Raw genomic sequence first — 24,145 nt, 5'->3', positions numbered from 1 at the left:
CGCCGGATGCACGAGCGAAGCGCGCGGCCTGGGTTCTCGTTGATCGAGGCGCTGGTGGTGTTGGCCATCGGCGGAATGGCGTTGGCCATTATCTTCTCCATCGGGGTCAAGGCCGGCGATACAGGCTTCAGCCTGGGTCGGCGCGCGATGTCGGCCGCTGACCTTGATGTCTCGATCAGCGATGCGCGCAGCCTGATCCGCAGCATCGCCCTGCGCCCGCCGGAGACGTTCAACGCCGTCATTGATCGTCCCGTCCTTGCGCGAGCGGATCGCCTGGAGGTCGATGTGGTGACCGAGCGTGCGACACAGTGCGCACCCGTCGGCTGGGCTGGCCGGATGACCCTTTCAGTGCAGCGTCAGAATGGACAGGGCGTGCTGAGCTGCGAGATCGACGGCCGAACGGCGACGTTGATCACGACCAGCGATCCCTCCGCCCGGCTGTCCTATTCGACAGACGGGGTGACCTGGTCCGACGGGTTCGAGCCGGCCGAACGAACCGGCGCCTTCAACGACGGGCAGATGCGCTCCGTGCGACTGTTTGTGCGCTTTCAGGGCGGCGCGATCGACGTGCTGGACGCCGCCGGGTCTGGCCGACCCGAGAGCTGGATCCGGTTTGATGATCCGTTCTAGCCGCGCGCCGGAGAGGCTCGGCTTCGCCCTGCCGGCCGTTCTGGCGGTCACCGGCGTGGTCACCCTGATCTTTCTGGTGGCGATGACGGCGCTGAGCAGTCTGACGGCCGAAGCGGCTTCGGCGCGTGCTCGCATGCGCTTCATGACGCGAGCAATGACCGCCGAGGCGATGATCGCCTACATGGCCGCGACAGAGCCGACGGCGCCGACGGGCTTCAACACCGGTGCGCCGCGGATTTACGACGACATGTTCCTGGGCTTGTCCGATACCTCCGGCGAACCCGTGCGACTGGACGGGCGAGGCTACCAGGCCGACGGCGAGGATTTGTTGATCACGCTGCGCGATCAGGCGGGCATGATCAACATCCCCTATCTGACTGACGCCGGCCACCAGCGGCTCGGCGAGGCGCTGGGCGTCGACGAGCGATCAACGCGGACGTTGATCCCGCTCTATCGCGACTACATCGACCAGGACGATCTGGAACTGCCGAATGGGGCGGAGGCCAGCAGTTATGGCGCAGGCGGCCCGGCCAACCGAGTCATGCGTCGGCCGGACGAATGGCTGTCGTTGCTGGGCTTGCGTGGACGGGTGAAGCCGGATGCGTGGCGACGCCTTCGGTCCGACCTGGCGATGGATCCCACGTCCCCGAGCGAGAATGTGAACACGGCCTCGGCGCAGGCGCTGCACATTCTCTACGGCGCAACGCCTGCTCAGGCGGAAGCGGCGATCCGTGCGAGAGAACAGCAGCCCTTTCAGTCCTTTTCCGCCTTCGCCGCCGCCACGGGCCTGCCGGACACCAGCGGAGAGGGGTTCTACACCTACCCATCCGGTCGGGTGCTCCTGACGCTGGCCGACAGCCGGTCCGCGTGGGTGTACCGCGCCCGTATTACCCTTACACCATCCGGGCTTGAGCGGCCGGTGTGGATCGACCAGACTGAGTTGAGAGAGGCTCCGGGGCGAGCCGTGGCTGATTTGTCCAATGCAGTTCGATTTCCTTACGCCCCGCGTTGAGCGGCTGTCCGCCGATGGGCGCTGGACCACCGTTCACGCCGGCGGTCCAAGCGGCCGGCTTCGGCCGCCTGTTGTTCTGCTGGCGCGCGACCTGGCGACGTTCAGCCTGTTTGAAGCCGCCAACCTGCCGCGGGGGCGGCGCGCCCAGGCGGCGCGCCTGCACGCGCGCACCGGCTCGCCCTATCTGGTCAGCGCCTCCACCATGGTGAAGAGCGGCGGCGACTTCGGCATCTGGTGGTGGGACGCCGAGCGTGTGGATGCGCTTGTTCAGGCGCGGCACGGGGCCGCCAAGCTGGTGGTCCGGCCGGAAACCCTGGCGCAGCCCGCGGGCGTCGGCTGGCGCATCGTGCGCCTGGAACAGGGCTTCGAGGCGCAGCTCTGGCGCGAGGGGAGACTGGTCGCCTCGGCCTGGCGGCGCGAACGCTTCGATGTCCCGGCGTGGGCCGCGTTCACCCGCTTGCAGCGCGGCGCCGAGGATGCGCCGGAAACGCCGCCGGCTCCCCAGCCCCTGCCGATCGCATTCAACGCACCGGTGTTCGCCGTCGCCGCGTCGGATTTCACTCGCGAGCAGCTTCTGGGCGCGGGCGCCGCCGTGGTCGCGCTGGCGGCGATCGGAACAAGTCTGTTCCTTGTCGGGCAAGGCATGCGCCTGTCATCCGACAGCGAGCAGATCGAGAAGGAAACCGCAGAAATCCAGGCGGCGACGCCGCGCGCAGCGAGTATGGGCGGATTGGAAGGCGATCGTCGCAAGCTGGCCGCCTATGCGGAAATCGAGGCGCAGACCAATCCTCTCAGCGCCGCCGGCGCCGCGATCGGCATTGTCGCCTTTCATGATCTGACGCCGACGGCGCTCGAGGCGGAGGGGCAGGCGCTCACTCTGACGCTTCCGTACAGCGCGGTGTCCCTAGCGGACAGCCTGATCGCGGACTTCGAAGAGTCCGGCTACTTCTACGACATACGGCCGCGCACCGACGCGCCGAACCAGCGCCTGGTCATTGAGATGAAGACGCGCGAGGCGGCGCCGCCCCTGTCTGCAAGCGGATGAAGCGGCAGTCGCCCTCAGCCGTTCTCAGCGTCATCACCACTCGATCGCCGTTGATCAGGTTCGCCGTGGCCGCCGAACAGGCGCCGCCCGCCTCGATGTCCAGCGCCGGCGCCAGGGTGTAGCGCCAAGGCGAGCGCAGGGTGACGGTGCGTGATGCGTCGGTCTCCGGCTCAAGCGATCCGGCCCCGACCCGGTTGGTCGCCAGCGCCGCCTCGGGGTCGGCGACGCGCAGGGCGACGCCGGTGCGGTTCGCCTCCCGGCGAAAGTCCGAAATCTGCTTCTGGAACTCGAAGAACACCGCGTGCGAGCTCGCCTGATCCAGCATGCGCGAGGTGCTGGGCATGATCACCGCAGCGCTCATGGCGAAGATCGCCAGCACCACCAGGATTTCGATCAGCGAAAAGCCCCGGCGGGCGATCCTAGCGTTGGTCGGAGGTGATGTCGGCATTGGCGCCCTGGCCGCCTTCCTGACCGTCCGCGCCGTAGCTCGCGACACTGGCGCGGTTCTCGGGCGCGCCCGGCGTGCCGTCCGCCTCGGCGCTCGGCGGCGCATAGATGTAGGGCCGGTTCCAGGGGTCGGACGGCAGAGCCTTGTCCAGATAGGGGCCCGACCAGCCCGCCACCTGCTCGGGATCGCCCTGCATCAGCAAGGCCAGGCCTTCCTGTTGGCTCGGCAGCCGGCCGATGTCCAGGCGCATGGTTTCCAGGGCCGCTTCGATCGAGCGGATCTGCAGGCGCGCGGTGGTGGTCTTGGACCGGTCCAACTGGGCGAAAAGCCGCGGACCGACCACGGCGGCCAGCATGGCGATGATGGCGAGGACCACCAGGATCTCGAGCAGGCTGAAGCCCTCTCGCTCGGCGACCTCGCGGCGCAAGGAGCGGCGGAAACGGTTCAATATGCGATTGGACAAAGCGGACGCCCTTGTAACCATGGAGCTATTACCACAGCCCGCGGGCTGCTATAGCGGAAGGATGCGTGCGCGTCGATTGTGAACGAGCGCGCGCTCAGGACGTGGCGGGGCCAGATTGCAGGACATCATTGCCGGATTCAGAGCGTCCGCTCGGACGCAGACCCGCGCGCTGATCGAGAGGCTGCAACGCACCACCCCGCGTGAACGCGTGCTGCTGGCCGTGCTGGTGCTTGGCGCTCTGGTCTATGCGCCGATCGGGGCGGCGGACTGGCGCATTCGCCAGGAGGATCGCTATGTCGATGCGCTGTCGGCGCGCGCCAGCGCGCGGCTGGCGGCGACTACGGCTCGTCGGGTGGAAGCGGCCGCATCGGACGATACGGCGATCGAGGACATGCAGACCTGGGGCTTCGAAGCCACGAACATTGCTGTCGCTCAGGTGCGCATCGAGCAGCAACTCGCCAGGGCGGCGGCCGGCGCGGGCCTGACCAACACCTCGATCACCACCGACAGCGAGGTCGAGGCCATCGGTCCGACCCAGTGGCTGGGCGCGGAGGTGCAGGCGGACCTGCGCTGGAGCCCGACCTTCGCCTTCATGGATCGGGTCTCGGCCTGGCCTGAAGGCTTCCGCGTCGTCGGTTTCAACTATGAGATCACCCCGCAGACGCCGTTTCAGGTTCAACCGGTAGGGGCGCTCGGCGTCCAGCCGGCGGCTGGCAAGGTGCGCATTCAACTGGCGTTTCCGGTGATCCTGCCGCCCGGCGCGGCTGAACAGGAAGAGGGCGCCGGTTGATGCGGTGGATGCCGTTTCTCCTGCCGCTCTTTCTGCTGTGCGCCTTTGTTCTGGGGTGGCAGTCGCCCGGGCGTCCTGAAGAGCCGCCGGCCGTACGCCGCGGACCATCGAGCGACACTCAGCCGGTACTGCGCCCGGGCGAAAGCGCCGCGGCCGCGGTGCGCTTCCTGCGCACGCTTCGATCGGACCCGCCGCCCCCGGCGCCCCCGCCTCCGCCCCCGCCTCCGCCGCCCCTTCCGCCTCCGCCGCCCCCTCCGGACGTGGCGGTGGTGTTCAAGCAGGCGCTGAGCGGCGTCGAACGGGATCCCGCGACGGGCGGGCTCACCGCACTGGTTCGCGACCCTGCCGCGCCGGGGCCGCAAATCAGGTCTATCGCCGTTGGCGACCGTTTCGGGGACGGTTGGCGCATCAGCGAAATTTCAGAATACGCCGTGACTTTGAAGAAGGGCCGCGAGACGCGCGTGGTTCGTCTCTATGGCTAGGCTGCAGGAGTTGGATATGTCGAAGCGCGACACGCAGGCTCGCTCACATGGACGCGGCGCCGCCCTGATGGCTGCGGTCTGCCTGGCGCCGATGGTTTTTCTGGCCGGCTGTGCGGCCTTTCCGACCATGACGGCGACAACGCGCACGCCCGGCGCCGTGGAGGAGCCCGCCGTGGGCGAGGACGCGGTCTCCGGGGGATCGGACGCCGCGGTCGCGGGTCAGCGGCGGGGCGCCGAACGCCTGCCGATCCCTGGACGGGCCGCGCCGGTATCGCAGCGCCAACCCGCGACCGAGGCCGAGATCGCAAGCCTGGTTTCGGACGAGCTGGTCGATGCGGCCCTGGCGCCCCAGTCGATCCCGCAGTTCGCCGCCACCGTGTTCGGCGGGGTGCTGAAGGTCCCCTACGCGCTGAGCGGCGACGTGGCCGGCCGTACCGAGGTGATCGCCGGCGGCACGGGCGGCGCCATCAGCAAGCGCGCCCTGTTTCGTCTGACCCAACAGGCGCTGCGGCAGTACGGGGTCGACGTCTTTATCGACAATGGCGCGGTGACGGTGGGCGCCAACGAAGGCGGCGCCATCGGCAGCGCCATTGTTCGTGACCGCTCCAATCCGCCATCCGCCGGGCGGGTGGTGCAGTTCTTCAACGTCCAGACGATCGAAGTGAATGTTCTGCAGTCGCTGCTGACCGATCTCTTCCCCAACCTGGGCGGGGCGCGGGTCACGCCGGATCCCCTGACCAACAGCCTGATCATCTCCGGCACGGCGCGCGACGTGGCGCAGGTGGTGCGCACCCTGCGTGAGATCGACCAGCCGCGCTTCGCCGGCGCCGACGTCTTGCGGATCGAGCCGGTCTACTGGTCCGCCGACGCGCTGGCGAGCTCGCTCGAGCAGACCCTGACGACCGAGGGCTATATCGTCAGCCGCCAGGCGCTGGCCGGCCGCTCGATCGTCATACTGTCGTTTCCCCAGGCCAACCAGATCCTGGTCTTCGCCAAGGATCCTGAACTGCTGGATCGGGTGAACTACTGGGTGGCGACGTTGGATCGTCCAGCGGCTCTTGGCGACAAGGCGACCACCTTTGTCTACAATGTGCGCAATACCGACGCGCAGTCCCTGGGTCAGCTGGCCATGGGCCAGGCGCCGACCACCAGCCAGCCACAGCCGCCTGTGGGCGTGCCCGGAACGCCGGCTATCGGGGTCGGGGAGGCGCCGGACCAGGCGAGCCGACAGACGGCCGTGGGCCAATCCTCGGCGCAAGGCGCGTCGGGAACCTTCCTCGGCGGGCGTCTGCTGACCGACCCGATCGGCAACCGCATCATCTTCACGGGCACGGCCGGCGACTACGCGCAATTGCGCACTCTCCTGACGACGCTCGACACCCCCGCGCCGCAGGTGGTGATCGAGGTCATGATCGCCGAGGTCACCCTTTCCGATCGAACGAGCCTTGGCGTCAGCCTGTTCGGCACGGAAGCGCGGGGCGACGGACTTCTTTCAGGCTCGACGGAGGCTCTGGCGACGTCGGGCGGCGCGGGGGTCTTCACCTTCATCGGACCCCAGTTCCGCGCCAGGATCGTGGCAAACGCATCCAACGACAGGATCAACATCCTGCAGCGTCCGCAGCTGGTTACACGAAGCGGCGGCACGGCGCGGTTCCAGGTCGGCACGGACGTGCCGATCATCACGTCCCAGCGGGCGTCGGACAACAACTCCAACGGCGACACGGACATTCTGCAGAGCGTCCAGTACCGCCAGACGGGCACGATCCTGGAGGTCACGCCGGTGGTTTACGGCGACCGGGTGGACATCACCATCAGTCAGGAACTGTCGTCCGCCGGCGCTTCGCCTCCCGGCATCACCAGCCCAACGATCCTGAACCGCAGCCTGACGACGCAGATCGCGATCAAGGACGGCTGGACCGGCGTTCTGGGCGGACTCATCGGCAACAACTACAACAAGGTGAATACGGGCATCCCCTACCTGAAGGATTTGCCGGTAATCGGCTCCGCCTTCCAGTCGAACAGCGTCGAAGGGGATCGGACGGAACTGCTTCTTCTGATCACGCCGTCGATCGTTCGAGGCGACGACGACATGGCGGAGTTTGTGGATCGCAACTCCGCGAGCATGAACGCCGCATTCCGGACCGGCAGCGGCTGGTCGTACACTCTGTCTCCCCTCACTCTGGGGACACGTTTCAGGGGGCTAGGACGTGATCTGCCGGGTCCCGAGGCCGCACCGCTGCCCCCTGTGGAGGAGACGATCGAACCCGCCGCGGTGACGATTGCGCCCGGTCCATCCTCTACCATCACCACCGCACCTCCGGCGACGACCGCGACGCCGACGACGGATGCCACAGTGGCCGAGGCGCCCTAACCGTCTTCGCCGGTCATACGTCGCCAGCCCATGCGATCGAACACCAGCGGGGCGGGCGATCGGCCGTTGCGGCGGTCGATCTCGACGGTGACGGTGAACAGCTGAACCTGGAACAGGCCGTCGCCGGTCGGAAAGCCGGCGTTGGTGCGCAACTCGGTCTGTGGCTCCGACGACCAGCGGATGGTGTCGCCTTCAGGCAGTTCGAGGGTTCCTTCCGGCTGCTCCAGCGGGTTGAGGTCGCGGGTCAGGGCCAGGGCGTTCTCCTGGGCCGCGACCTGCTCCATGGCGTCGGCGGCGCGGCGTTGCCCGCGAATCATCTGCTGCTGAAGCTCGAAGATCGCCGTCAGGGTCATGGCGGCGATGGCCAGCGCGATCAGGGCCTCGATCAGGCTGAAGCCCTCGCGGGCGCGCCGCATCACACGACGCCTTCGTAGACGCTGGACAGCGCCAGAACCAGCGACAGGGCGACAAAGCCGACGATCAGCGAGATCGCGCCGATGGCCGTGGGCTCCAGCAGCGAGGTCATGCGCTTCATGCTGTCGCGCAGGCGATTCTCGTAGTTGTCGGCCATGAAACCGAACATCGAGCCGACGGCGCCGGACCGCTGGCCCGCCCGCAGCAGGCTGAGGTCCATGGCTTCGAGCTTGGTGTGCGCCGACAGGGATGCGTCAAGCGTCAATCCTGCCTTCAGGTCGGTGTCCAGCTGGTTCAGCCCCTGGCGAAATGGGCCGATGGGCACGGCGGCGCGCGCCAAGGCGACGGCTGACAGGATGGGCACGCCATTGGTCAGGGCGAATGAGGTCAGGCGGGCCCAGGCCGCGATCTCGCGCGCCTGGATCACTCCGCCCACCACGGGCAGGCCGTGAGCCAGGGTATAGGCGCGCCCCTTGATGGCGGGATTGGTGGCGATGACGACGGCCAGAGCGATCAGGGCCCCGAGGACAATGCCGACCAGGCCGATGTGGGCGTTGGCGTATTCGCCGGCCGCCAGCACCCAGCGCGACATGGCGGGCACGCGGCTGCGGTCCTCGCCGATCATGGCGCCGAAGCGCGGCACCACCTGGGTGAAGATAAAGGCCACCGCGCCCAGACCCGCCGTCAGCAGAAAGGCGGGATAGGTCATGGCGTTGCCGAAGTCGCGGCGCAGCCGGTCCTCGTAGGCCATCTGCTCGGCCGCCTGCTTCAGCACCTCGGCGATGCGGCCGGAGGCCTCGCCGACGCGGGCCATGGCGTAAAGGTAGTCGGGAAAGCCGGGCGCGTGCTCTTCCAGCGCCTGGCCCAGCGAATCGCCGCGGCGCAGGGCGGCGATGGCGGCCTGGAACTGGGCCTTGCCCTTTCTGGACTGCATCCCTTGCGCCACCGTGTCCATGGCCTCGAGCAGGGAGACGCCGGCCTCCAGCATCAGGCCCAGCTGGCGCAGCACCAGCACGCGCTCGCCCGGCTTCAGCCCGCGATTCTGGCCGTCGCCCTTTGGCGCGGCGGCGGGCGAGACCTTGAGCACCGTCAGGCCGTCCGCCGACAGGCGCCGGACCAGCGTCGCCTCGTCCGGCGCGCTCAGCACGCCGCGAGACACGGCGCCGGACCGGTCGATCGCCTGATAGGCGAAGGGAAGATGAGGTCCGGTCAATGTCGGATGAACGCCGCCATGTGTTGATTCCTCGGATGTCCCCAATCGCCGATGACGTTCAATGTCCAGGGGGAATCCGCGATCGCCCACGCGAGATCCGATGACCTGTAGTGGTACGGATCGCTGATGTCGTGAGAGACGATGCCGGTCGCGCCCTGCGCCCTCGGCTGATGGAGGTCGACGTCGCTGGGACAGTCGAAATAGGTGACAAAGAATTTGCCGCCCGATTTCATGTGCGGGGACAAGGTGTGCAGGCAGCGACGCAGATGGTTCAGCGGCAAATGGGTGAACACGGACTGGGCGATGGCCAGATCGACCTGGTGATCCAGGAAGCTGAAGGCAAAGTCATCGCTGACGCTGAAATGCTCGCTCGGAGCCTTCGCTCGCAGCGTGTCATCGAGCTCCCTTTGCCGCCCGGCTTCGATCAGATCCGGCGACAAATCCGTGCCGTAGTATCGATGCGGGTCCAGCCATGCGATCGCGCGCGATCCCAGTCTCAGCGATCCGCAGCCCACATCCAGCAGCCGGTCTGACGGCGCCATTCCTTGAGAAACCAGGAAGCTCATCTGATGCGCGCCGATCTCGTCCCACAGACCTCCGATCACTTCGCGGTGGTTGCTAGCCTCGACGGATTGCCGAACGGCGCCAAGATCGTAGTAGTTGCTGTGCATCTTTCTAGTCGCCCCCTCCGGTGATCCTGTGCACTTCATGCAAGGTGGTCATGCCGCGCCGGGCCTTGAGAAAGGCGTCGTCGCCGAAGGAGAGAAAACCGTCCTCGCGGGCAATGGCGGTCAGTTGGTCCTCGTCGGCGGAGGCGCGCAGGGCCTGGATCAGGGTGGGGGAGGCCGGCGCGATCTCATAGGCGCCGACGCGGCCGCGAAAGCCGGACTGTCCACAGCGGGGGCAGCCGACGGGCTCGCGCCAGCCGGCGGGCTCGGCGTCGGCGACCGGGCGCAGGTGGGCGGGGATCGACTGTTCGTGCACGGCCGCTTCCTCCGGCGTGGAGGGGCGGGCGCAGTCGCACAGGCGGCGCACCAGGCGCTGGCCCGCCACGCCGCGCAGCACATCGGCCAGCAGATAGTCCTCGATGCCGAGGTCCAGGAGGCGCGGCACGGCGGCGAGCGCGGTGTTGGTGTGGACGGTGGAAATCACCAGGTGGCCGGTCAGGGCGGCCTGGACGGCGATGCGGGCGGTCTCCGGGTCGCGGATTTCGCCCACCATGATGACGTCGGGGTCCTGGCGCAGGATCGAGCGCAGGCCGGCGGCGAAAGTCAGGCCGATGTCGGCGCGCACCCGCACCTGGATCACGCCCGGCAGGTCCAGCTCGACCGGGTCCTCGACGGTGATGATCTTGCGCTCGCCGTCGTTCAGATGGGTCAGAAGGCGATAAATGGTGGTGGTCTTGCCCGAGCCGGTCGGGCCGGTGATCAGGAACACGCCGTTGGGCTGTTCCGACAGCTCCAGCAGGGTTCTTTCCTGATCGGCGCCGACGCCGAGTTCGGACAGTTCGGGCAGGCGGCTGGTCTTGCCGAGCAGACGCAGCACGATCGATTCGCCCCAGGAGCAGGGCAGGGTGGAGACGCGCAGGTCCACCTCCTGGCCGGACACGCGCACCGACTGGCGGCCGTCCTGCGGCAGACGGCGCTCGCCGATGTCCATGCCTGAGAGCAGCTTGATGCGCGAGGCCACGGCCTCGAAGTTGGCGCGGGGCGCGGCGCGGGCGGTGGTCAGCACGCCGTCGATGCGCATGCGCACCAGAAAGCGGTCCTCATAGGGTTCGACGTGCACGTCGGAGGCGCGGCGGGTCAGGGCCTCGGCGAAGACGGCGTTGACGAAGTCGATCACCGGCGCCTCCTGCGCCAGTTCGCGCAGGCGCGCGGCGTCGGCCCCGCCGCCCATGCCGGCGTCCATCAGGGGTGAGGCGTCGGCGTGCAGGTCCTGGGTCAGGGCCTCGATCAGCGAACGCTGGGCCAGCAGGAACACCACCGGCTCGTCCACGGCCTGGCCGATGCGTTCGCCCAGGCGCGGCTCCAGCGGCTGGACGCCGGCGCACAGGACGCGGCCGGTCTCGTCCTCGCGCCACGCCACGGCCTCGGCCTCGGCCCACCAGTGCAGGGGCGAGCGGATTTCGGACAGGAAGGCGCCGACCTGCTCGGGGCGGGGGCTGTTCTCTGGCAGCAGGATCGGCAGGTCCAGCTGTTCGGACAGCACGTCCAGCAGCTGCGCCTCGGACACGGCGCCCAGCCGAACCAGGTTCAGCCCCAGCAGGCCGCCGTTCTGCCGCTGCAGCGTCAGCGCATTGGTCAGGTCCGCCTCGCGGATCATGCCGCGCGCGATCAGCACCTCGCCTAGGCGGCGGGGGGTCGGCGTCCGGGCGGGAAAGCGGATGGCGAGCGGCGCCGGATCGAGCGCGGTCATCGCCGTCAGTCCGCGAGTTCGGGCAGCATGTCCCGCATGACCTGACGCAGGTCCGGCGACGCGCCGGCCAGGGCGCGCATGAAGCCGACGGTCTCGCCGGCCGCGCCTTCGAAGGTGAAGGTGACGTCGAGGAAGCGGCAGCGGTCGAAGCCCGGCATCACGCCCCCGCGATAGACCAGCTCGGCCCCATCGAAGACGACCTGTCGGAAGACCTGTCCGTCCACCTCGACGCGGTCGAAGAAGGTCTGGTCCGTGATCGGGGCGAGGCTCGAAGACATGGGCGCTCAATAGCGCATTCTCGCCGGACGCACATCGGCGGCACAACGAAAAAAGGGAGGGCCGAGGCCCTCCCTTTCCAGATCGATCAGGTGATCGCTCTTATTGGCCCATCGTGGCGTAGTTGGAGCCCGAGTAACGACCCAGGGTCGTCTCGAAATTGCCCTGAGGGCTGGTGTTGCGCATCTTGGCTGTGAGGCCAGCAGAAGCGCCTTCGACGGTGATCAGAACGTCGCCGCGGGTGAAGGTGCCGAAGCAGCTCTGCATCGTGGCGGTCGAGATCACCAGGTCACCATCGGCCGGAACCTGGAAGGTCTGGGCGCAGGTGGTGGTGGGGAAGGTCGTCGGCGTGCCGTTGAAGTTGAACACGCCGTTGGTCACCGTGACGCGGACTGCGCCCGAAGCTTGACCCGTGCTCGACATGCGGATTTGCGACTGGCTTTGAGCGCCAGAACCGCTGAACCACGGCGCGATGAAGTTGGTGCCTTCACGCTCGATGGTTTCAAAGGCGCCGCCGCCGTTCGGCTGGGTCGCGTAGCCCGTCGCCAGGGTGAAGGCGATGCCGGCGTTGTAATCCGAAACCGGGATCACGCCGCCGTCAGCAACCACTTCGAACACGCTGCCGGCCGGCTTGGCTGAAAGCAGTTGCGTGATGTTGCCTTGGGCGTTCGCGAAAGTGGCCACGTTGCCGGACAGGGCAGCCTGCAGGACGCCGCCGCCGACGCCCGAGGTCAGGGTCGGGTTGCCAGCGGCGCCAGCGGCGCCGTCGAAGGCCGAGAAGTCACCGGTGACCGTGACGGTCGCGTTGGTGACGTCCGCCACGGCGGCGTTGGGGTCGGCCGGGATCAGGGTCCGGTTGGCGCGCGTGTCGACGTAGATGGCCAGACGGCCCAGGTCGTCGTCCCCGCTCAGAGCGGTGTACGGCGTGGTGCTGCCGGTGGCGGGAGCCAGTTGGGCGAAGGTGTCGGCGCCGGCGCCCGGACCGGTGTTGGCGGTCGAGAAGGTGGCGTTGACGGTGGGTTGGAAAGCGTCGATCGCATAGATGGCGTCAAGCGAGTCGGCGCCGCCGTCGATCGGAAGACCGGCTTCGGTCGTGTAGTTGGTGGTCACGGTGACCGTGCCGGCGGCCGTCGGCAGAACCGGCAGGTTGACTTCCGTGAAGCCGGCGCAGGTGCCGCCGCCCGCCGACGAAACCAGGAAGGTCACCGAGCTGGAGGTCGCGGTGCCGCCCGACGAGATCACCGAGGTGCAGTTCGCGCCGGTCAGGTCGGCGTTCGAGATGGCCCGGCCGAACGTCGCGTTGGTCAGGCTGATCGTGTAGAGGTTGTTGCCCGACGGCAGGGTTCCGGCGGTCAGCGGGTCCTGCAGGGCCAGTGTGCCGGCGCCGAGGCTGGCGCCGAGCGATTCCTGGGCGATCAGGTACAGGCCGACCAGCGAACGACCATACTTGTTTGCATCTTGGTCAGCTACGACGGCGTTGCCCGGGCCGGCGGCGGCGTTGGTGTCGGCCGACGTGATCGAGCCAGCCGGGCCGATGGCGCGGTACTGCACGTCGTGCGCCTGGGCGGCGCCGGCAAACAGCACGGCGACGGCCGAAGCGGCGGTCAGGAGAGTGGTCTTAGTCATTTGGATGAGCTTCCCCAGGGAAAACGGATGTGGACGTAGCCAACGATTGAACGCCTTTCGGCCACAGTTCATACCAAAATGCGGCATGGCTGCGTCCACGGCAGCCCGTTTGTAGCGGACGAGGATTTCGGGCGTCAAGCTTTCTCTCGACGTTCGGTGAGAGATGTTTGGCCACAAAAAAGGGCAAACACATTAACATCTTAGTCACATTAAGATGTGAATCGCGCCATAGCTCCGCTTCGGTCCTCGCGAAGCGTCGCCGTTCTTCGGTTACGGTGAAGCTTGCACAGATTCGAGCCACGGATGAGGCGCGGAAGAACAACGGTGTTCTAGGATTGTGGCGGCAAAAGGAACAGCAACGCCTTCATGAGCATGCAGCCTTCTTTGTTCTTCGTTGTCGGCGGCGCGCAGAAGTGCGGCACAACCGCGCTCGACGCCTATCTGAGATTTCATCCGCAACTCGAGATGGCGCGGACAAAGGAGACGCACTTCTTCGACGACGAAGAGGGGGTGAACTGGCGCGATCCCGACTATGGGCCGCTACACGCCCAGTTCAGCGATCGCCAGGATGTGCTGAGAGGCGAGGCGACGCCGATAAGCCTGTACTGGACACCGGCTCATCATCGCATCCTTCGCTACAATCCCGAGATGCGCTTCATCTTCATGCTGCGGCATCCCACCGAACGGGCGTGGTCGCACTGGCGCATGAACATCCGGCGTGAACTGGATCACCTGCCTTTTGGCGAAGCGATCCGCGCCGGGCGTTTGCGGGTTCTGGAGGACGGTGAACACTCGGGTCTGGCGCGGCATTCCAGCTATGTCGAACGCGGGTATTACGGGCGCCAGATCCAGTCGCTGGCCACGTTGTTTCCGCTGGAGAACATGCTTGTTCTGCGACAGACGGACCTTTCACACGATCCCGACGCCGTGCTGTCACGGGTCGCCCGTTTCCTGGGGGTGGACCCGTTTCCCGCGATTGATCCCCTGATCGCCAACGTCGGCGCCGTTCCTGACGATGCGGTGTTCACCCCCGAGGATCGCGCCTATCTGGACGATCTGTTCGCCGAGGATCTGAAACGCCTGACGACGCTGACGGGCGTCGATCTCACCGCCGCCTGAACCATGATCGACGCCGGCGCATCAGGATCTCTGGTGAGACGAGGCGCGCCGGATCGACAACACGGTGCTGAAGGGACGCCTCGCCAGGTCTTCCGTGAGACGCGTCAACCGATCCGACGCCTGACGGGTTTCCTCAACCGCCTGGCTCAGCGCGGTTGCGGCGGCTTGCTGTTCCGCCTGACGATCAAGCCTGTCCTGTTCACGAGCGGTGTTAAGCTCTTCGACCTGTCCCTTCAGGCAAGCGGCGTCTCGCAAGCTCTCTTGCCGTTCGGCGGCGCGTTCCTGTTCCAGTCGGCCATGCGCGTCCGACAAGGCCGCATGTCGCGCGTCCATGTCGGCCAGGATGGTGGTGAGGCGATCAACGGTTTCGACCAGCCGCCTCGCCTGCAGGCCTGCTTCCTCAAGTTCGATCCGCGCGGAGTCCGCCTGCTGGACCAGGGTGGCGACGCGCCCCTCCGACGCCGACAACGCCTCCATGGTCAGAGCCTGCACGCGCATGGATTCGGCGAGCGCCTCGCGCGCGTCCACGACCTCGCGCAGAGCCTGATCCCGCTCTCCCAGATAGATGGGCGCGGAATGGGCGTTCCACAGAACCGGACCCAATGCGGCGCCGAAGAGATCGCAGGCGGTCTCGAACCGGCGCCTCAGCGCGTCAAGCCGGCGATGGACGGCCGGGCTGTCCTCACGGGCCAGTTCAGCCATCAACGCATAGCCATCGGCCGCCCAGGCGTGGCTTTGATCGCCCACAAGTTCGGAGGGTGTGCTGCGTTGGCGATGCAGGTCTGGAGCCAGAAAGGCGTCGATGGCCGCCTCCGTCGCGGCGTCGCGAACCTTCGGCTTCCACGACAGCGCAGATTCCGCGAGCGCGATCTGAGCACGCCAATCGCCCATGAAGTCCGCCCACAACAGCACGCGACGAGGTCTGCCCCGCGTCTGGCGCTCGGCATGAAAGACATGCTGAAGCCAGAGTATAAGGCCTTCCGCCGTCGAGAAACCGTTCCGGGCCGTCAGCGAACGCGCGGTCTCCAACGGAGATCGGATCGGCAACAGATACTTCGCTGCATATCCGGCCTGTTTTAGAGCCGGTTCCCAGATCGGCCACAGCCGACAGAGCCTTGGGTCTTTGAGGATGATCTCCTCGGCGTTTCCGAACTCCGAGATCAGCAGATCCGGAATCTCGTCCTCGAACTCGCGTCGCTGCGTCGGCGACAGCTTGCGCATGTCAAAATCGCGCCAGTCGTTCCACCAGGATTCTCCGGCCTGGAGGATGCGGTCGTTGAAGTGGATGATCGCGCGGCTTTCCCAGAAGCCTTTGGGATTGTCGGGCGCGGGCTCCAAGAGGGTCTTGGGCGGCGTGGCGCCCAACAGCCCCAGCACGCCGGCCACCGAAGAGGTTCCGCTCCTGTGCATGCCCAGAACAACAAGGGCTGTCTTGGTTGTTGTACCCATTCCGCCTTCCGACCACGCAGCCTTGTCCGCCGGTGCAACCGCATCCATCAGGAGAATCGGGCGTACAGCCGCCGCAGTCTATCGGCGTACGCTTCCTTGCTGAATTGTCTTGCTTGTTCAATCCCGAGACGGGCCAGCTCAGCCGACAGATCGTTGTCCCCGTCCAGCGCCTGGACGCCCCGCCGGATGGCGTCGACATCCTCCGCCTCGACCCGCAGCGCGGCTTCGCCCGCCACCTCGGGCAGTGCGCCCGCATTGGAGGTCAGCACGGCCGTGCCCAGGTTCATGGCCTCCAGCACCGGCAGTCCGAACCCCTCGTCCAGAGAGGGAAAGAGCAGCGCCCGCGCCCCGCGGATCAAGCTAACCAGGTGGGACTGAGACATGTAGTCGTAGGTGCGGATGCGATCGGCGGCCGAGCCCGCGTCCTTGCGGACCTGGGCGATCAGCGCCGTCTCGTCCTCCTGCAGCCAGCCCCGGCCGCCGACGATCACCAGTGTACGCCGCGATCCCGACGCCAGAAAGGCCTCGACCACGCGGCCCAGGTTCTTCTTGGGCTCGATGGCGCCGAAGTGGATGAAGTAGTCCTTCCAGCCCAGATCGAAGGTCGATTCGAGTTCGCGCATGACGTCGATCTCGGCGCGCGCCTCATAGGCATCGGGGCTGGCCACGGCCTGATAGGTGTTGGTCACCCGATCTTCGGACACGCCCAGCAGCCGGATGACATCGCGTCGCGTCGCTTCAGAGACAACAACGATGTGGTCGGCGCGTTGGGCGACAAAGGCATGGAGCTTAATGAACGCTTCGCGGTCGTGGATGGTCGTGTGCGGCGCCTTGAGCGGGATCAGATCGTGCACGGTGTAGAGGTTTGGAACGCCGGGGGCGTGGAGCGGCAGCGCGGTGGTCCAATGCATGATGTCGGGCCGCGGGCGTCCCCCCCCGGAATGAAAGGCGACCGGCAGAGCTCGGCCATGACGCCGAAACGTGCGCTGTGCCCGATGAAACACGTTCTCGGCGGCCCACAGGCCATCCGCGTGCGGGGCGCCGCCCTGGCGCTCGGGCCAAAGCACGTCTCCGGAAATCTCGACGGGCCAGGCCTCGACGCTGAACGCGCCCAGGTGGCGCTCGAAGCGTCGCTTCAGCTTCTGCAAAGGGCCACGCACGAGACTGGCGCCCTCGGCGCCGACGATGTTGGCTTCATTGACGATGTTGGAGCGGCTTCGCGGCGCCTGCGGACCGAACAGAACTTCCCTGCGAAGTTGCAGACTGCCGGCCGCTTCCAGAAGGGACCGGCCATAGGTCGCAATGCCCGTGCCCCGCGGCATCGCGAGATTGTAGCCGTCGAGGCAGAGCGTCGTCATCTCCATGCTGTATGATGGCGGCTCCTTGGGTGCAAATGCGAAGCGCGCCGAGCCGACAAGGTCGAGCGCCTCCCGCTTTGGTCGTGACAGTGCGGTGTTCCCTCGCTATCTGCGCGCCCATGAGCGACATCCCACCCCCGCCCGAGGAACGCAGCTGGGAGACGGCGAAGACGCTGGCTGAGGCGCTGCCGTTTATCCAGGTTTATGACCGCGAGACGGTGGTCATCAAATATGGCGGCCACGCCATGGGCGAGAGCGCAGTGGCCAAGCAGTTCGCGGCGGATGTGGTGCTGCTGAAGCTGATGGGGGTGAACCCCGTGGTGGTGCACGGGGGCGGGCCGCAGATCAGCGCCATGCTGGACAAGGCGGGCGTCAAGTCCAGCTTTATCGACGGGCTGCGGGTAACCGATCGCGACACCATGCAGGTGGCCGAGATGGTCCTGTCAGGGGCGGTCAACAAGGAGATCGCCCACTGGATCACCATGGCCGGCAAGGAGGCGGACGTGCGCGGCGTGGGCCTGTCGGGCAAGGACGCGGGGCTGTTGACGGTCGAAAAGACGCGCCGCACCAAGCGCGATCCCGACAGCCTGATCGAGCACGAGGTGGACCTGGGTTTCGTCGGCGAGCCGACCAAGGTCGATCCCAAGCTGATCAAGGGGCTGATCGCGTCCGAGACCGAGGACTGGGTGCCGGTGATCGCTCCGATCGGCGTGGCCGAGGACGGCCAGACCTTTAACGTCAACGCCGACACGGTGGCGGGGGCGGTCGCCGGGTCGTTGAACGCCAAGCGGATGCTGCTGCTGACCGACGTGGTGGGGGTCAAGGGTGCGGATGGCGAGATCATCCGCGAGATGACGCTGGAACAGGCGCAAGGGCTGATCGACGACGGCACAGCGACCGGCGGCATGATCCCCAAGCTGGAAACGGCGATGGCGGCGGTGCGCGCGGGTGTCGAGGCGGTGGTGATCCTGGACGGACGCCGTCCGCACGCCATGCTGGTCGAGCTGTTCAGCGAATACGGCGCGGGCACTCTGGTGACGGCCGGGTGACGGTCGCCGCGCCCGATCTGTCGGACATCCGCTTCTGGGTGTTCGACATGGACGACACCCTTTATCCGCCCGAGCAGGGGCTGATGGGGCTGGTGCAGAAGCGGATCAACGCTTTCGTGGTCGAGGCCGTGGGCCTGGCGCCGGAGGAGGCGGCGGTGTTGCAGCGACAGTTCCTGGACGAGCACGGCACGACGCTGGCCGGCCTGATGGCCAACTATGCGGTCGATACGGAGCGTTTCCTGCGCGAGGTGCATGATGTGCCGCTCGATGGGCTGGAGCCCAATCCGCGTCTGGCCGAGGTGCTGAAGCGCCTGCCGGGACAATGCTTTGTCTTCACCAACGGTGCGCGCGAGTATGCGGGTCGGGTGCTGGACCGGCTGGGCGTGGCCGATTGCTTCGTCGATGTGTTCGCCATCGAGGACGCCGATCTGACGCCCAAGCCCGCGCCGGCGACCTTTCGCCGAATGGCCGAGCGGTTCGGGCTGGACATGCAGAGCGCGGTCTTCTTCGAGGACACGCCAAAGAACCTGGAGCCGGCCAAGGCGCTGGGCATGCGCACGGTGCTGATCGGCGACGGGCATGGAAAGCCGCTGGGCCCGCACATCGATCATCAGGCGCCGGACCTGCTCGATTTCCTTCAATCCCTCTCGTTCAAGGACGCCGCCGCATGAGCGAAGCCGCCCAACTCGAATCCGTGATCGAAGCCGCCTGGGAGGCGCGGGCGGAACTGTCGCCGTCCACCAAGGGCGAGACGCGTCAGGCGGTGGAACGCGCGCTGGAGCTGCTGGATGCCGGGGAAGCGCGGGTGGCATCGCGCGGAGCCGACGGCGTCTGGACCACGCACCAGTGGCTGAAGAAGGCGGTGCTTCTGTCGTTCCGCCTGAACGACAATGTGGTGATGCGCGCGGGCGACCGGGGCGCGGGCAGCGCGGCGCCTGGCGTCGGCCCCTTCTTCGACAAGGTGCCCAACAAGTTCGGCGACTGGACGGCGTCCGACTATCAGGCGGCGGGCTTCCGCTCCGTGCCCGGCGCCATCGTGCGGCAGGGCGCGTTCGTGGCCAGGAACGTGGTGCTGATGCCGTCCTTCGTGAACATCGGCGCCTATGTCGATGAAGGCTCCATGGTCGACGCCTGGGCGACTGTGGGTTCGTGCGCGCAGATCGGAAAGAATGTGCACCTGTCGGGCGGCGCCGGCATCGGCGGCGTGCTGGAGCCGCTGCAGGCCAATCCCACCATCATCGAGGACGGCTGCTTCATCGGCGCGCGCGCCGAGGTGGCCGAGGGCGTGATCGTGCGCGAGGGTGCGGTGCTGGCCATGGGCGTCTATCTGTCGGCCTCGACCAAGATCGTGGACCGGGCGACGGGCGAGGTGTTCCGGGGCGAGGTGCCGGCCTATTCGGTGGTCGTGCCCGGCTCACTGCCCGATCCGAACGGTGGGCCGTCGCTGTACTGCGCCGTGATCGTCAAGCGTGTGGACGCCCAGACGCGAGCCAAGACGGGCGTCAACGAACTGCTGCGCGACTAGCCCGGTCATGACGCCGCTGACCACGGCCGCCGTTCTGGGCGGACTGGGGCTGATCATCGGCAGCTTCCTGGCCGCGGTCAGCGTGCGATTGCCGCAGGGCGTCGACGTCGTCTCCAGGCCGTCGCAGTGCATGGGATGCGAGCGCCCACTCCGCCCGTGGGAGCTGGTTCCGGTCTTCAGCTGGCTGGCGCTGCGGGCCCGCTGCGCGCGATGCGGCGTCAGGATTTCCGCGCGCTATCCGGCGGTGGAGGCGGCGGCGGGTCTTGTGGGGGGCTGGGCGGGACTGGCGTTCGGCGATTGGACGCTGGCGGCGATCACGGCCGTACTCGGCTGGCAGCTCTTGCTGATCGCGGTGATCGACGCCGAGCACATGGTGTTGCCGGACGTGCTGACCTGGCCGCTGATCGGCACGGGGCTCGCGGCTTCCGTGCTGCTGGGGCAGGGCTGGCACGGGGTGCTGAGCGCGGGCATCGGCTTTGCGGCGCTGTGGCTGGTGGCTTGGGGCTATCGCGCCGCGCGCGGTCGACAAGGGCTGGGCGGCGGCGATCCTTTTCTGTTCGCCGGGGCGGGGGCCTGGGTCGGGTGGCAGGGGTTGCCCAGCGTGCTGCTGTGGGCCTGCGCGCTTGGCTTCAGCCTGGTGATCGCGCGATTGGCGGTTCGGCGATCGGTCTCATCGACCGACCGGATGCCGTTCGGGCCGGGGCTGGCGCTGGGCGTCTGGCTGACCTGGTTGATCGGGCCGCTGGGCTTCTAGGCGCAGGTTTGCGCTCACGCCGCACAGCTCTGGAGCTCAGAGGCGGGCCAGGCCAGCGCCTCCACCTCGATCGACAGACTGAAGGTCGAGCCCTGATCGGGCTGAGACGCGACCGTGATCTCGCCGCCCATCATGCCGGCGAGGCGCTGGCAGATGCTGAGGCCGAGGCCCGTGCCGCCGAAGCGACGGGTGGAAGAGCCGTCCACCTGGGTGAAGGGCTGAAACAGCCGCTCGACGTCCGAGGCCGCGATGCCGATGCCGCTGTCGGCAACGGCGAGCGTCAGGCGCGCCCCGTGGTCGGACAGGCGCTCGCCAATCAGGCTCAGACGCACCGAGCCCTGCGGCGTGAACTTGATGGCGTTGCCCAGGAGGTTGTGCGCGATCTGGGCCAGGCGCAGCGGGTCGAGCCGGACGCGCTCGGGCAGATCGCCGGCGATGTCGGTCTCGAAAGCAAGACCCTTGGCCTCGGCCTGCGCCTTGAAGGGGCCGATCAACCGTGGCGCGAGGTTGGAAATGTCGATGTCGGCAGGCGCCAGGTCCATGCGACCGGCCTCGATCTTGGTCAGGTCCAGGATGTCGTTCAGCAGCACCATCAGGCCGTCGCCCGAGGCGCGGATCACGCCGACATAGTCCTTCTGCCGCTCCGTCAGTTCGGTGAACTCGAGCAGTTGCGCCGCCCCCAGGACCCCGTTCATCGGCGTGCGCAGCTCGTGCGAGATGACGCCCAGGAAGTTGGACTTGGCGGCGTTGGCGGCGTCGGCCTTGTCTCGGGCGGCCTGAAGCTCGGCGATCAGCGAGGCCTGACGCGCGTTTACCGCCGCCAGTTCGTCGTCCCTCATCTGGGTGACGACGACCTTGATCAACAGCGACAGGCCCATGACGGGAACGATGGCGGCGAGCACCCAGAAGGTCTGGGTTCCCCACTGGCTGGCGATCAGCAGGGCCGCGACCGCCGAATAGGGGGCCGAGACGATCAGCGCTTCCTTGGGAGCCGCCCGCATCTGGGTGAAGACCAGGGTGTAACCGGCGACCAGCAGACCGACCGCCAAAGCCTCGCCCAAGGCGTCGCCGTAGAGGAACGCCAGAACGGGCGCCGCGCCCCACGCCGCGCAGGACACGAAGGCGGTGAACAGCTTCAACCGCGCGAGCTTGACCGGATCGGCCAGCTTCACGCGGGTCTCGACCACCGTTCGGGCAAGGCCAGACAGCAGGGCCACGACCATCCAGCCGAGGGCCGCAACCGGCTCGACCGTGGTGGCCAACGCCGCGGCCCAGCTGACGATGATCCAGTAGCGCAGGTTCCCCGCCGCGATCAGCCGCTGCAGCATGGTGCGCTTGATCAGGGTCGAAGCGGAGCTTGCGGTTTGCAGGGAGTGCGTCATCGCGGCTCCTTCAGAACGTCCGAAGAAGACTGCCGCTCGATGACCTAAGATACGGTGAAGACGGGACAAAGCCCGTCTTCACCCCTGCTCAGCGCAGGTCGGGCGGCGTGGCCTCTTCGGTCAGGATGCGGATCGCCTCTTCGACCGTGACCACCGTCTGGGCCTGCGAACCCAGGCGGCGGATGGCGACCTGACCTTCAGCGGCTTCGTTCCTGCCCACCACGGCGATGACCGGCACCTTGCCGACCGAGTGTTCGCGCACCTTGTAGCCGACCTTTTCGTTGCGCAGGTCGATCTCGGCTCGCAGGCCAGCCGCCTTGAAGCGGGCCTGGACGTCGCGGGCGTAGTCGTCGGCGTCCGAGGTGATGGTCGCCACCACCGCCTGCACCGGCGACAGCCACAGGGGGAAGGCGCCGGCGTAGTTCTCGATCATGATGCCGATGAACCGCTCGAAGCTGCCCAGAATCGCGCGGTGCAGCATCACCGGTCGGTGCTTCTGGCCGTCCTCGGCGATGTAGGTGGCGTTCAGGCGCTCGGGCAGGACGTAGTCCAGCTGAATGGTGCCGCAGGTCCATTCGCGGCCGATCGCGTCCTTGACGATGAAGTCCAGCTTGGGTGCGTAGAAGGCGCCGTCGCCCTCGGCGATCACCGGCTCGACGCCGGCGGCGCGGGCGGCCTCGGCCATCTGGGTCTCGGCCTTGTCCCAGAATTCGTCGGAGCCGGCGCGCACCTCCGGCCGGGTGGCCAGGTTGATGTAGGCGGTCTCCATGCCGAGATCGGCGTGGATGCTCTTGGCCAGGGTGATAAAGGCCGCCGTCTCCTCGACGATCTGGTCCTCGCGGCAGAAGATGTGGGCGTCGTCTTGGGTGAAGCCGCGCACCCGCATCAGGCCGTGCAGCGAGCCGGACGGCTCATAGCGGTGGCAGGCGCCGAACTCGGCCATGCGCAGCGGCAGCTCGCGATAAGACCGCTGGCCCTGGTCGAAGATCTGCACGTGGCCCGGGCAGTTCATCGGCTTGAGCGAGAGGGTTTCGCCCTCCACGGTCTCGCAGACGAACATGTTGGGGCGGTATTTGTCCCAGTGGCCGGAGGCTTCCCAGAACTTGCGGTCCAGCACCTGGGGCGTCTTGACCTCGACATAGCCGGCCGCCGTCAGGCGGCGGCGCATATAAGCCTCCAGCACCTGCCACAGGACCCAGCCCTTGGGGTGCCAGAAGACCATGCCCCGGCCCTCTTCCTGCATGTGGAAGAGCTCCATGGCGCGACCGAGCTTTCTATGATCGCGCTTTTCCGCCTCCTCGATGCGCTGCAGATAGGCGTCGAGGTCCTCCTTGGTCGCCCAGGCGGTGCCATAGATGCGCTGCAGCTGGTCACGCGAGCTGTCGCCGCGCCAGTAGGCGCCGGCCAGCTTGGTCAGCTTGAAGGCTTTGCCGACGTGGCGGGTGGAGGGGAAGTGCGGGCCCCGGCACAGGTCCAGCCACTCGCCCTGGCGATAGATGGTGATGGTCTCGTCGGCGGGCAGGTCGCTGATCAGCTCGGCCTTGAAGCGTTCTCCGCGCGCGGCGAAGAAGGCGATGGCTTCGTCGCGATCCCAGACCTCGCGCTCGAACTTGGCGTCGCGGTCGATGATCCTGCCCATCTCCTTTTCGATGGCGGCGAAGTCGTCGGTCGAGAAGGGCTCGTCGCGGGCGAAGTCGTAATAGAAGCCGTCCTCGATGGCCGGGCCGATCGTGACCTGGGTGCCGGGAAACAGCGTCTGTACAGCCTCGGCCAGCACGTGGGCCGTGTCGTGGCGGATGGTGTAGAGCGCCTCCGGGTCGTCACGCATGATCAGGCGGAAGTCGCCGCCGGTCTCCAGCACCCGGCCCATGTCGCGCTGCTGGCCGTTAAGTTCGGCCAGCACGGCCTTCTTGGCCAGCGAAGGCGAGATGGACTGGGCCACGTCGCGCGCCGTGGAACCGGCCGGATACTGGCGCACGGCGCCGTCGGGAAATTTCAGGTCGATCATGATTTCGTCTTCTCAGCCCGATGCTGGGCAGGCGGAACGGGATCGTAGCCCGAGCCGCCGAAGGGGTGGCATTTACAGAGCCTGCGCGCGGTGAGCCATCCCCCCTTGAGCGGTCCGTGTTGGATCAGGGCGTCGCGTCCATAGTCCGAACAGGTCGGCAGGAAGCGGCACGACTGGCCGAACCAGGGGGACAGCGTCAGCTTGTAGCCCCGGTGGGCCGCGCGGACGCCGCGTTCATAGAGAGACATTGCGCCTCTTCGCCGGAGACAAGCTGACTTGCGGTTCGCCGCGCTTATCCCCCGTGAGGCCTGGG

General features: G+C 67.4%; 24 protein-coding genes. 11 read left to right on the top strand and 13 right to left on the bottom strand.

Annotated features, from left to right (window positions below; translation table 11 throughout):
• The first annotated feature begins 6 nt into the window (after positions 1-6).
• From KY493_RS11480 to KY493_RS11470, 3 genes are read left to right on the top strand one after another with little or no spacing between them, the layout of a single operon-like run.
• On the top strand, positions 7-630 hold the full coding sequence (locus KY493_RS11480) for a prepilin-type N-terminal cleavage/methylation domain-containing protein (RefSeq protein ID WP_219896469.1): 624 nt from the start codon (positions 7-9) through the stop codon (positions 628-630).
• Positions 617-1,642, top strand: a complete 1,026-nt coding sequence (locus tag KY493_RS11475; RefSeq protein WP_219896468.1) for a general secretion pathway protein GspK — start codon at positions 617-619, stop codon at positions 1,640-1,642. Before KY493_RS11480 ends, KY493_RS11475 begins: the two co-directional genes overlap by 14 nt.
• On the top strand, positions 1,611-2,687 hold the full coding sequence (locus KY493_RS11470) for a hypothetical protein (protein WP_219896467.1): 1,077 nt from the start codon (positions 1,611-1,613) through the stop codon (positions 2,685-2,687). The genes KY493_RS11475 and KY493_RS11470 overlap by 32 nt, the downstream gene beginning before the upstream one ends.
• On the opposite strand, the gene KY493_RS11465 is transcribed toward KY493_RS11470, so the two are convergent.
• Together KY493_RS11465 and gspG are read right to left on the bottom strand one after the other, a co-directional pair.
• Positions 2,635-3,135 (bottom strand): Tfp pilus assembly protein FimT/FimU, encoded by a 501-nt coding sequence (locus KY493_RS11465; protein ID WP_219896466.1) that lies wholly within the window; start codon positions 3,133-3,135, stop codon positions 2,635-2,637. The two genes, KY493_RS11470 and KY493_RS11465, sit on opposite strands and share 53 nt — an antisense overlap.
• Entirely contained in the window at positions 3,107-3,598 is a 492-nt protein-coding gene (gene gspG / locus KY493_RS11460; protein ID WP_255567874.1) for a type II secretion system major pseudopilin GspG, read from the bottom strand. Before gspG ends, KY493_RS11465 begins: the two co-directional genes overlap by 29 nt.
• Positions 3,599-3,713: 115 nt before the next feature.
• Here gspG and KY493_RS11455 point away from each other — a divergent pair, with 115 nt between their 5' ends.
• From KY493_RS11455 to KY493_RS11445, 3 genes are all read left to right on the top strand, one after another.
• A complete protein-coding gene (locus KY493_RS11455) occupies positions 3,714-4,388 on the top strand; it encodes a hypothetical protein (protein WP_219896464.1) in 675 nt (224 codons plus the stop codon).
• Positions 4,389-4,654: 266 nt separating this feature from the next.
• Positions 4,655-4,870, top strand: a complete 216-nt coding sequence (locus KY493_RS11450; RefSeq protein ID WP_219896463.1) for a hypothetical protein — start codon at positions 4,655-4,657, stop codon at positions 4,868-4,870.
• A 16-nt stretch (positions 4,871-4,886) separates the two neighbouring features.
• Positions 4,887-7,241: a secretin N-terminal domain-containing protein gene (locus KY493_RS11445; RefSeq protein WP_219896462.1), complete on the top strand. Its 2,355-nt coding sequence runs from the start codon at positions 4,887-4,889 to the stop codon at positions 7,239-7,241.
• On the opposite strand, the gene KY493_RS11440 is transcribed toward KY493_RS11445, so the two are convergent.
• From KY493_RS11440 to KY493_RS11415, 6 genes are all read right to left on the bottom strand, one after another.
• Entirely contained in the window at positions 7,238-7,657 is a 420-nt protein-coding gene (locus KY493_RS11440) for a prepilin-type N-terminal cleavage/methylation domain-containing protein (protein WP_219896461.1), read from the bottom strand. The two genes, KY493_RS11445 and KY493_RS11440, sit on opposite strands and share 4 nt — an antisense overlap.
• The gene (locus KY493_RS11435; RefSeq protein WP_219896460.1) at positions 7,657-8,868 is read right to left on the bottom strand and encodes a type II secretion system F family protein; all 1,212 of its coding nucleotides are present in this window, start codon (positions 8,866-8,868) and stop codon (positions 7,657-7,659) included. Before KY493_RS11435 ends, KY493_RS11440 begins: the two co-directional genes overlap by 1 nt.
• The gene (locus KY493_RS11430) at positions 8,865-9,539 is read right to left on the bottom strand and encodes a class I SAM-dependent methyltransferase (protein WP_219896459.1); all 675 of its coding nucleotides are present in this window, start codon (positions 9,537-9,539) and stop codon (positions 8,865-8,867) included. The genes KY493_RS11435 and KY493_RS11430 overlap by 4 nt, the downstream gene beginning before the upstream one ends.
• A 4-nt stretch (positions 9,540-9,543) precedes the next feature.
• Positions 9,544-11,286 carry a GspE/PulE family protein gene (locus KY493_RS11425; protein WP_219896458.1) on the bottom strand — a complete coding sequence of 581 codons (1,743 nt, stop codon included), beginning with the start codon at positions 11,284-11,286 and terminating at the stop codon, positions 9,544-9,546.
• Positions 11,287-11,291: 5 nt separating this feature from the next.
• Positions 11,292-11,564, bottom strand: coding sequence for a hypothetical protein (locus tag KY493_RS11420; RefSeq protein WP_219896457.1), 273 nt, complete (start codon positions 11,562-11,564; stop codon positions 11,292-11,294).
• Positions 11,565-11,664: 100 nt separating this feature from the next.
• Positions 11,665-13,326 (bottom strand): hypothetical protein, encoded by a 1,662-nt coding sequence (locus KY493_RS11415; RefSeq protein WP_219896456.1) that lies wholly within the window; start codon positions 13,324-13,326, stop codon positions 11,665-11,667.
• 228 nt (positions 13,327-13,554) lie between these two features.
• On the opposite strand from KY493_RS11415, the gene KY493_RS11410 reads away from it, so the two are divergent.
• Positions 13,555-14,307 carry a sulfotransferase domain-containing protein gene (locus KY493_RS11410; protein WP_219896455.1) on the top strand — a complete coding sequence of 251 codons (753 nt, stop codon included), beginning with the start codon at positions 13,555-13,557 and terminating at the stop codon, positions 14,305-14,307.
• A 21-nt stretch (positions 14,308-14,328) separates the two neighbouring features.
• On the opposite strand, the gene KY493_RS11405 is transcribed toward KY493_RS11410, so the two are convergent.
• The gene (locus tag KY493_RS11405; RefSeq protein ID WP_219896454.1) at positions 14,329-15,756 is read right to left on the bottom strand and encodes a sulfotransferase family protein; all 1,428 of its coding nucleotides are present in this window, start codon (positions 15,754-15,756) and stop codon (positions 14,329-14,331) included.
• A 47-nt stretch (positions 15,757-15,803) separates the two neighbouring features.
• Entirely contained in the window at positions 15,804-17,114 is a 1,311-nt protein-coding gene (locus KY493_RS11400) for a glycosyltransferase family 1 protein (protein ID WP_219896453.1), read from the bottom strand.
• Positions 17,115-17,233: 119 nt separating this feature from the next.
• On the opposite strand from KY493_RS11400, the gene argB reads away from it, so the two are divergent.
• From argB to KY493_RS11380, 4 genes are read left to right on the top strand one after another with little or no spacing between them, the layout of a single operon-like run.
• A complete protein-coding gene (gene argB, locus KY493_RS11395) occupies positions 17,234-18,163 on the top strand; it encodes an acetylglutamate kinase (RefSeq protein WP_219896452.1) in 930 nt (309 codons plus the stop codon).
• Positions 18,160-18,834 (top strand): pyrimidine 5'-nucleotidase, encoded by a 675-nt coding sequence (locus KY493_RS11390; protein WP_255567873.1) that lies wholly within the window; start codon positions 18,160-18,162, stop codon positions 18,832-18,834. Before argB ends, KY493_RS11390 begins: the two co-directional genes overlap by 4 nt.
• Complete coding sequence (gene dapD, locus KY493_RS11385; protein ID WP_219896451.1) at positions 18,831-19,688, top strand: 2,3,4,5-tetrahydropyridine-2,6-dicarboxylate N-succinyltransferase; 858 nt, start codon at positions 18,831-18,833, stop codon at positions 19,686-19,688. Before KY493_RS11390 ends, dapD begins: the two co-directional genes overlap by 4 nt.
• 7 nt (positions 19,689-19,695) lie before the next feature.
• A complete protein-coding gene (locus KY493_RS11380; protein ID WP_219896450.1) occupies positions 19,696-20,442 on the top strand; it encodes an A24 family peptidase in 747 nt (248 codons plus the stop codon).
• A gap of 14 nt (positions 20,443-20,456) precedes the next feature.
• Here the strand turns inward: KY493_RS11380 and KY493_RS11375 are convergent, their stop codons facing one another.
• From KY493_RS11375 to yidD, 3 genes are all read right to left on the bottom strand, one after another.
• Positions 20,457-21,824, bottom strand: a complete 1,368-nt coding sequence (locus KY493_RS11375; protein ID WP_219896449.1) for a HAMP domain-containing sensor histidine kinase — start codon at positions 21,822-21,824, stop codon at positions 20,457-20,459.
• A gap of 88 nt (positions 21,825-21,912) precedes the next feature.
• Positions 21,913-23,832, bottom strand: coding sequence for a threonine--tRNA ligase (gene thrS / locus KY493_RS11370; RefSeq protein ID WP_219896448.1), 1,920 nt, complete (start codon positions 23,830-23,832; stop codon positions 21,913-21,915).
• A complete protein-coding gene (gene yidD / locus KY493_RS11365) occupies positions 23,829-24,080 on the bottom strand; it encodes a membrane protein insertion efficiency factor YidD (protein WP_219896447.1) in 252 nt (83 codons plus the stop codon). The genes thrS and yidD overlap by 4 nt, the downstream gene beginning before the upstream one ends.
• Positions 24,081-24,145 lie beyond the last annotated feature (65 nt).

Source organism: Brevundimonas sp. PAMC22021, from assembly GCF_019443405.1.
In the GTDB taxonomy this organism is placed as follows: domain Bacteria; phylum Pseudomonadota; class Alphaproteobacteria; order Caulobacterales; family Caulobacteraceae; genus Brevundimonas.
The sequence above is the reverse complement of the archived record's forward strand: the minus strand, read 5'-3'. Positions and strand labels throughout refer to the sequence as shown.